We start from the raw sequence: 8,272 nt of genomic DNA on the forward strand, positions 1-8,272 counted from the left end.
ACCCGACTTGCACACCCCACGATCCGCCGCGTTCGCGGCACCAAGGAGACACCGTGACCGTCACCACCCCAGCTGGCTTCCGCTCCGCAGGCATTGCGGTCGGCCTGAAGAGCACGGGCAAGCCCGACCTCGCGCTCGTCGTGAACGACGGGCCGGCTCCCGCGAGCGCGGTCGTGTTCACGAGCAACCGCGCGCAGGCGAACCCGATCCTCTGGAGCCGCACGGTCGCGGAGAACGGCGCCGCGCGCGCCATCATCCTGAACTCGGGCGGCGCGAACTGCTTCACGGGCGACTTCGGGTACGACACCACCCGCCTCACGGCGGAGGCCGTTGCCGCGGCGCTCGGGGAGCCCGAGGCGGCCGATCGCGTGCTCGTCTGCTCCACGGGCCTCATCGGCACGGGCGATCAGGTCTTCCGCGACAAGATCGTCGGCAACGTGCCCGCGCTCGTCGCGCAGCTGAGCGCCGACGACACGACGGCGCCCGCCGCGATCCTCACGACCGACTCGGTGGAGAAGACGGCCGTGCACGAGGGCGCGGGCTGGTCGATCGGCGCCATGGCGAAGGGCGCGGGCATGCTCGCCCCCGGCCTCGCCACGATGCTCGTCGTGATCACGACTGATGCGGCGCTCGACGAGGCGGCGCTCGATCGGGCGCTGCGCGCCGCGACCGCGCCGAGCTTCGACCGACTCGACTCGGACGGCTGCATGTCGACCAACGACCAGGTCACGCTGCTCACGAGCGGCGCCTCCGGCGTCACGCCCGACGAGGCGGAGTTCACCGCGGCGCTCGTGGCCGTCTGCGACGATCTCGCCGCGCAGCTGCAGGCCGACGCGGAGGGGGCGAGCCACGACATCGACATCGAGGTGCGCGGCGCCGCGAGCGAGGCGGACGCCGTTGAGGTGGGCCGCTCCGTCGCCCGCAACAACCTCTTCAAGGCCGCGATCTTCGGCAACGACCCGAACTGGGGGCGCGTGCTCGCGGCGATCGGCACCACCGATGCCGTGTTCGACCCGTACCAGGTGGACGTCGCGTTCAACGGCGTGCGCCTCTGCCACGCGGGAGCACCGGACCGCCCCGTGACCGACTGCGACCTGACCCCGCGCCGCACGCACGTCGAGATCGACCTCTTCGCTGGCGCGTACTCCGCGACCATCCGCACGAACGATCTCACGCACGACTACGTGCACGAGAACAGCGCGTACTCGAGCTAGGGGCCCGCGATGACGACGACCGTGGGGCCCATGGCCCACACCGAGGCGGCTGAGAAGGCCCGCGTGCTCATCGAGTCGCTGCCGTGGCTCAAGAAGTTCCGCGACGCGATCATGGTGATCAAGTTCGGCGGAAACGCGATGATCGACGATGCGCTGCTCGCGGCCTTCGCCGAGGACGTGGTGTACCTCCGCCACACGGGCATCCGCCCCGTCGTGGTGCACGGCGGAGGGCCGCAGATCAACGCGATGCTCGCGCGCCTCGGCATCGAGAGCGAGTTCAAGGGCGGCTACCGCGTCACCACCCCCGAGACGATGGATGTGGTGCGGATGGTTCTCACGGGCAAGGTGAACCCCGAGCTCGTCGACGAGATCAACGCGCACGGGCCGCTCGCCGCGGGCACCACGGGGGAGGACGCCGGCCTGTTCGTCGGCCGCCGCCGGCCCCCGATCGAGGTGGACGGCGAGTTCGTCGACCTCGGGCTCGTCGGCGACGTGGTCGATGTGCGGGTCGAGCCCGTGCTCGCGCTGCTCGAGGCGGGGCTCATCCCCGTCGTCTCCTCCATCGCCCCCGACGCGGATCGCCCGGGCGACTCGCTCAACGTGAACGCCGACGCCGCGGCCGGCGCGCTCGCCGCAGCGCTGGGCGCGGAGAAGCTTGTCATCCTCACCGACGTCGCCGGGCTCTATGCGAACTGGCCCGACCGCGACTCGCTCGTGTCCTCCATCACCGCGGCCGAGCTCGAGGAGATGCTGCCCTCGCTCGAATCCGGCATGATCCCGAAGATGCGGGCCTGCCTCGACGCCGTGCGCGGCGGGGTCTCGAAAGCCGCGATCATCGACGGCCGCGAGCCGCACTCCGTGCTGCTCGAGATCTTCACCGAGCGGGGGATCGGTACTGAGGTGACCCCCGACGACGCGCCCGCGGAGTAGCCGTGCAGCGAGGAGCCCCGGTCCGACGCGGGCTCCTCGCCGAGGCCGCCCCGCTCCCGCGGTCGTGCCGCCCGCTCCTCGCGTTCGGCGCCGCCGTCGGCGCGGCGCTCGCCGCGGCGCGCGAGGAACCGCTCGGCGCCGTACTCGCGCTCGCCTCCTACGGCGCCTGGAGCGCGTGGCTCTGCGCGAGCGACGTGCGGGAGCGACGGCTCCCCAACGCCGTGCTGCTCGGCGCCCTCTGCACGTCGATCCTGCCCCTCGCGGCGCTCCGGGCGAGCACGGCGGGGGACCAGCGGGCGGGCCTCGCGCTCGGCGTCGCCGGCGCCGTCGCGCTCTGCGGCGGCGCCCTGTGGGCCATCGCTCCGGGCGGGCTCGGTGCCGGTGATGCGAAGCTCGCGCCGCTCGCCGCGGCCGGCGCGGTACTCGGGGGCGCCGAAGCCGCGCTGCTCCGCTTCGCGCTCGCCCTGTGCGCAGGACTCCTCATCGCGGGCGCGGCGACCCGGCTGCGGGGGCGCGCGACATTCGCGCTCGGCCCCGTGCTCCTCGCGGCGAGCTGGACCGCGCTGCTGCCCGCGGGCTGAGGCAGCGGCGGCGCGAGGCCGCGACGGCGTGCGGCCGCGACGGGCCGAGACGCGGCGGACGCGCCGGTGTCGACCGCGGCGGACGCGCCCGCGGTGCGCGGGCAGGAGCATCCCATCGGGCAGCGGTAGACTGGAGCCGTTCTTCGGAGTGCCTAGTGAAAGGGGGCGACGTGACCTACGTCATCGCTCTGCCGTGCGTCGATGTCAAGGATCGCGCCTGCGTGGACGAGTGTCCCGTCGACTGCATCTACGAGGGCGAGCGCATGCTCTACATCCACCCGGATGAGTGCGTCGACTGCGGCGCGTGCGAGCCCGTGTGCCCCGTCGAGGCCATCTACTACGAGGACGACCTCCCGAGCGAGTGGTCCGACTACTACAAGGCGAACGTCGAGTTCTTCGACGAGATCGGCTCGCCCGGCGGCGCCGCCAAGGTCGGCGTCTACGACTTCGATCACCCGATCATCGCGGCGCTCCCGCCGCAGGGCGAGTAGCCCGCATGCGGGGCCCGCTGCCCGACTATCCCTGGGACGCGATGGCGCCCTACGCCGCGGAGGCCGCGCGTCACCCCGAGGGCGCGCTGAACCTCTCCGTCGGCTCGCCCGTCGACCCGAGCCCGGCCGGCGTCCGCGACGCGCTCGCGAGCGCGACCGACGCGCACGCCTACCCCGCGACGGCCGGCACGCCCCGCCTGCGCGAGGCGATCGCCGAGTGGTACGCGCGCCGGCGCGGCGTCCGCGTCGCGCCCGAGGCCGTGCTGCCCACGGTCGGCTCGAAGGAGCTCGTCGCGCTCTTGCCGTTCCTGCTCGGCATCGGCGCGGGCGAGGCGGTCGTCTTCCCGCGCATCGCCTACCCGAGCTACGCGATGGGCGCAGCCCTCGTCGGCGCCGACGCGATCGCCGCTGACGACCCCGCCGACTGGCCCGAGCACACGCGCCTCGTGTGGGTGAACTCGCCGTCGAACCCCGACGGCCGCGTGCTCGACGCGGCGCGCCTTCGCGCAGCGGTCGAGCGGGCCCGCGAGCTCGGCGCCGTGATCGCGGGCGACGAGTGCTACGCCGAGTTCGGCTGGGACGCGCCCTGGGACGCCGAGCGGATCCCCTCGGTGCTCGACCCCGAGGTGGTCGGCGACGACCATCGCGACGTGCTCAGCGTGTACTCGCTGAGCAAGCAGTCGAACCTCGCCGGGTACCGCGCGGCATTCCTCGCGGGCGATCCCGCGCTCGTGGAGCGCCTCCTCACGGTGCGCAAGCACGCCGGGCTCATGCTCCCGGCCCCCGTGCAGGCCGCCATGATCGCGGCGCTCGCCGATGAGACGCACGTCGATGCCCAGCGCGAACGCTACCGCGCCCGCCGTGAGGTGCTGCGCCCCGCGCTCGAGTCCGCGGGCTTCCGCGTCGAGGGGAGCGAGGCCGGGCTGTACCTCTGGGCCACGCGCGGCGCCGATGCGTGGGAGAGCGTCGCCGAGTTCGCGAAGCTCGGCATCGTGGTGGGACCGGGCCACTTCTACGGCGACCACTCGCCGCAGCATGTGCGGTTGGCCCTCACCGCGAGCGACGCCGATATCGCGGCGGCGGCGGGCCGGATCCGCGGCGCCTGAGCCGCGGGGTCCGACGAATCGACTTTTTGTTCGACGTCAAGATACTCTGAGGGGGTGCGCACGATCTTCGTCGCGCCACAGGGCTCCCGTTGGAGCCGATAAGGTGTAGGAATGGCGGCGTCGCACCCGACGCCTCGTCACACATGAGACCCCACGAGGAGACGACGTGACTGAATCGACTCAGGGCCAGGGCTCGGCCTCAGCGAAACTGACGTTCCCGGGCGGATCGGCAGAGCTGCCCATCCGTGACGCGGTCAACGGCCACCCCGCCATCGATGTGAGCACGCTCACCCGTCAGAGCGGCTACACCGCGCTCGACTACGGATTCGTGAACACCGCGTCGACCAAGTCGGCGATCACCTACATCGACGGCGATGAGGGGATCCTGCGCTACCGCGGCTACCCGATCGAGGAGCTCGCCCGCCACTCGACGTTCCTCGAGGTGGCGTACCTCCTGATCTACGGCGAGCTGCCCGCCGCCGACGAGCTCGCCGCGTTCGACGCCGAGATCCGCCGGCACACGCTGCTCCACGAGGACATGCGCTACTACTTCGAGGGCGTGCCCCACACGGCGCACCCGATGGCGGTGCTCTCGGGCGGCCTCCAGACGATGTCGACCTACTACGAGAACTCGCTCGACACGACCGTGCCCGAGTTCGTCGAGGTGAACACGATCCGCCTCCTCGCGAAGCTCCCCGTGCTCGCGGCGTACGCGCACAAGAAGTCGATCGGCCAGGCGTTCCTGTACCCGGACAACAACCTGAGCTTCGTCGAGAACTTCCTCCGCCTGAACTTCGGCAACAAGGCCGAGAAGTACGTGATGAACCCCGTGCTCGTCGACGCACTCGACAAGCTCCTCATCCTCCACGCGGACCACGAGCAGAATGCCTCGACCTCGACCGTGCGCCTCGTCGGCTCGACCGGCGCCAACATGTTCTCCTCGATCTCGGCGGGCATCAACGCCCTCTCCGGCCCGCTGCACGGCGGCGCGAACGAGGCCGTGCTCGACATGCTCGCCCAGATCCGCGACTCCGGCCAGAGCGTCGAGACCTTCGTCGAGAAGGTCAAGCGCAAGGAGGACGGCGTGAAGCTCATGGGCTTCGGGCACCGCGTCTACAAGAACTACGATCCGCGCGCCCGCATCGTCCGCGAGAGCGCCGGCAAGGTGCTCGAGGAGCTCGGCGTCAACGATCCGCTGCTCGGCCTCGCGCAGGAGCTCGAGCAGATCGCGCTCGAGGACGACTACTTCAAGGAGCGCAAGCTCTACCCGAATGTGGACTTCTACACGGGCGTCATCTACAAGGCCATGGGCTTCCCGACCCGCATGTTCACGGTGCTGTTCGCGATCGGCCGGCTCCCCGGCTGGATCGCGCAGTGGCGCGAGGCGCGCGAGGATCCCCAGACGAAGATCGGGCGCCCGCAGCAGCTGTACATCGGCTCGCCCGAGCGTCACCTGAACCGCTGATTCCGCCCGTCCGGGGGAGGACTCCCGGGCGGTGCGATCGGTAGGGTGGTGGTATGGACACTGCCACCCTCCCGCCCGCGCTCGAGATCCGCGGGCTCGCCAAGCGCTTTGGCGAGAAGATCGCCGTCAACGGCATCTCGCTCACCATCCCGACCGGTTCCTGCTACGGGCTCGTCGGTCCGAACGGTGCAGGCAAGACCACCACCCTGTCGATGGCCACGGGGCTCCTGCGCCCCGAGTTCGGGCAGGCGCTCATCCACGGCATCGACGTCTGGGCGCAGCCGACGGAGGCGAAGCAGCTCGTCGGCGTGCTCGCCGACGGGGTGAAGCTCTTCGATCGCCTGACCGGTGAGCAGCTCATCACCTACAACGGCCTGCTCTCGGGGCTCGACGCGGAGACGGTCGCGCGGCGCTGCGCCGACCTGCTCACGATGCTCGATCTCACCGACGCGGGCAACACGCTCGTCGTCGACTACTCGGCGGGCATGACGAAGAAGATCGCGCTCGCCTGCGCGCTCGTCCACGCCCCGCGGCTCCTGGTGCTCGACGAGCCGTTCGAGTCGGTGGATCCCGTCTCGGCCGCCAACATCCGCGACATCCTGCAGGGCTTCGTGCGGGGCGGCGGCACGGTGATCGTGTCGAGCCACTCGATGGACCTCGTGCAGCGGATGTGCGATCACGTCGCCGTCATTGCCGCGGGCCGCGTGCTGGCCGCCGGCACGGTCGACGAGGTTCGCGGCAGCTCCACGCTCGAGGATCGTTTCGTCGAACTCGTCGGCGGCCGCCAGCACCTGGAGGGCCCGTCGTGGCTGAACCAGGCCTGACCCCGGGGGAGCGGCTCCCCGAGCTCATCGGCACGGCCCAGCCCCGCACGGGCGCGCTCGCCCGCATCCGCGTACTCGTGCGGCTCCGCTTCCGCGTCCTCTGGAACACCCTCGGCCGGCACCCGTGGCAGCTCGTCGGCGCGATCATCGGCGTGCTGTACGGCCTCGGCGTGCTCGGCATGGTGGTGGTCGGCCTCGTCGCGGCGTCGGGCCTCGACCCGGTCCTCGCGCGCACCGGGCTGCTCTTCGGCGGCTCCGCCCTCATCATCGGTTGGATGCTCGGCCCCATCGTCTCCTCGGGCATGGACCGCACGCTCGATCCCGCGCGCCTCGTCATGTTCCCCATGAGCACGAGTACCCAGCTGCTCGGCATCGCCGCGGCGAGCCTGCTGGGCGTGCCCGGGATCGTCACGCTGCTCGTGTCGGCCGCGACGGCGGCGACCTGGTTCCGCACGCCGCTCGCCGTGATCGCGGCGATCCTGCTTGCCCCCGTCGCCGCGGTGACCTGCGTGCTCGCCTGCCAGCTCATGGTCACGGCGCTCTCGCGGGCGACCGCGAGCCGGCGCTTCCGCGAGATCATCGGCGGCATCGTGATCGTACTGCTGATGCTCATGGGCCCGCTCATCGCGGGGGTCGGATCGGGCGCGACCGTGCTCGCCGACCGGCTCCCCGCGATCGCCGAGGGCCTCTCCTGGACCCCGCTCGGCGCGGTCTGGGCGGTTCCCGCGGAGCTCGCGACGGGGGCGTGGGGCGCCGCCCTCCTCAAGCTGCTGATCGCGCTCGCGACGCCCGTCGCGCTGTTCCTCGCGTGGCGGCCGCTCTACCTCTCGAACCTCGGCGCCATGTCCCAGGGCTCGCGGGCAACGGCGAAGCGCGGCGCCGGCTGGTTCGCGCGCTTCCCGGACACGCCGCGCGGCGCGATCGCGGCGCGGGCCTTCACCTACTGGCTGCGCGATCCGCGCTACCTGCAGAGCCTCCTCGTGGTGCTCGTGCTGCCCGTCGCGTTCGGCTTCGCCGCGAGCGGCGCGAACGCGCCGATCATGCTCACGGCGTCGACCGTGCTCATCGGCGTGATGCTCTCGCTGAGCACGTTCACCGACATCTCCTACGACGGGACCGCGTTCAGCACCCACCTGCTCCGCGGTGTGCGCGGCATCGACGACCGCTGGGGCCGGGTGTGGGCGAACGCGATCGTCGCGATCCCCTCGGTGCTGCTCGTCGCCGTCGTGACGACGGCCATCGTCGACCGCTTCGACCAGCTCCCCACGCTGCTCGGGCTCACCGCGGCCGTCACGCTCGGCGGCTTCGGCGTGGCGAGCGTGTGCTCGGCGCTCTTCGTGATGCCCGTGCCGCAGTCGGGGGAGAACCCGTTCGTCTCGAAGCCGGGAGCGGGCATGCTCAGCCTGATCGGCATGGCCGGCTCCTACGGCTCCCTCGCCGTCATCTCGCTCCCGACGAGCGGGCTCGCGATCGCCGCGGGGATCACGGGGCAGCCGCTCTTCATCTGGCTCACCCTCGCGGTCGGCCTTGTGAGCGGCGGGCTCGTGTGCTGGTTCGGGGTGCGCTGGGGCGCCGCGATCTTCGATCGGAAGGCGCCGGAGCTGCTCGCCCGGGTGGTCGCCCAGGGCTAGGGCGCACACGGAAACGGCTGCGGGCCCGGC

8 protein-coding genes are annotated in these 8,272 nt (G+C 71.8%); all 8 read left to right on the forward strand.

The window, feature by feature from the left end; translation table 11 throughout:
• Nucleotides 1–53: 53 nt before the first annotated feature.
• The 8 genes from argJ (at nt 54) to U874_RS0104215 (ending at nt 8,242) form a co-directional block, all read left to right on the forward strand.
• On the forward strand, nt 54–1,214 hold the full coding sequence (gene argJ, locus U874_RS0104180; RefSeq protein WP_025133293.1) for a bifunctional glutamate N-acetyltransferase/amino-acid acetyltransferase ArgJ: 1,161 nt from the start codon (nt 54–56) through the stop codon (nt 1,212–1,214).
• A 9-nt stretch (nt 1,215–1,223) separates the two neighbouring features.
• The gene (argB, locus tag U874_RS0104185; protein WP_025133294.1) at nt 1,224–2,144 is read left to right on the forward strand and encodes an acetylglutamate kinase; all 921 of its coding nucleotides are present in this window, start codon (nt 1,224–1,226) and stop codon (nt 2,142–2,144) included.
• A gap of 2 nt (nt 2,145–2,146) precedes the next feature.
• Nucleotides 2,147–2,725 (forward strand): A24 family peptidase, encoded by a 579-nt coding sequence (locus U874_RS14125; protein WP_025133295.1) that lies wholly within the window; start codon nt 2,147–2,149, stop codon nt 2,723–2,725.
• Between the two features lie 170 nt (nt 2,726–2,895).
• Nucleotides 2,896–3,216, forward strand: a complete 321-nt coding sequence (gene fdxA, locus U874_RS0104195) for a ferredoxin (protein ID WP_025133296.1) — start codon at nt 2,896–2,898, stop codon at nt 3,214–3,216.
• A 5-nt stretch (nt 3,217–3,221) separates the two neighbouring features.
• Nucleotides 3,222–4,322 (forward strand): succinyldiaminopimelate transaminase, encoded by a 1,101-nt coding sequence (gene dapC / locus U874_RS0104200; protein ID WP_025133297.1) that lies wholly within the window; start codon nt 3,222–3,224, stop codon nt 4,320–4,322.
• 166 nt (nt 4,323–4,488) lie between these two features.
• Entirely contained in the window at nt 4,489–5,787 is a 1,299-nt protein-coding gene (locus tag U874_RS0104205) for a citrate synthase (RefSeq protein ID WP_025133298.1), read from the forward strand.
• 53 nt (nt 5,788–5,840) lie between these two features.
• Nucleotides 5,841–6,611: an ABC transporter ATP-binding protein gene (locus U874_RS0104210; protein ID WP_025133299.1), complete on the forward strand. Its 771-nt coding sequence runs from the start codon at nt 5,841–5,843 to the stop codon at nt 6,609–6,611.
• Complete coding sequence (locus tag U874_RS0104215; protein ID WP_157834206.1) at nt 6,593–8,242, forward strand: transporter; 1,650 nt, start codon at nt 6,593–6,595, stop codon at nt 8,240–8,242. Before U874_RS0104210 ends, U874_RS0104215 begins: the two co-directional genes overlap by 19 nt.
• Nucleotides 8,243–8,272: the final 30 nt, after the last annotated feature.

It is taken from the genome of Leucobacter sp. PH1c (assembly GCF_000633415.1).
Lineage (GTDB): Bacteria > Actinomycetota > Actinomycetes > Actinomycetales > Microbacteriaceae > Leucobacter.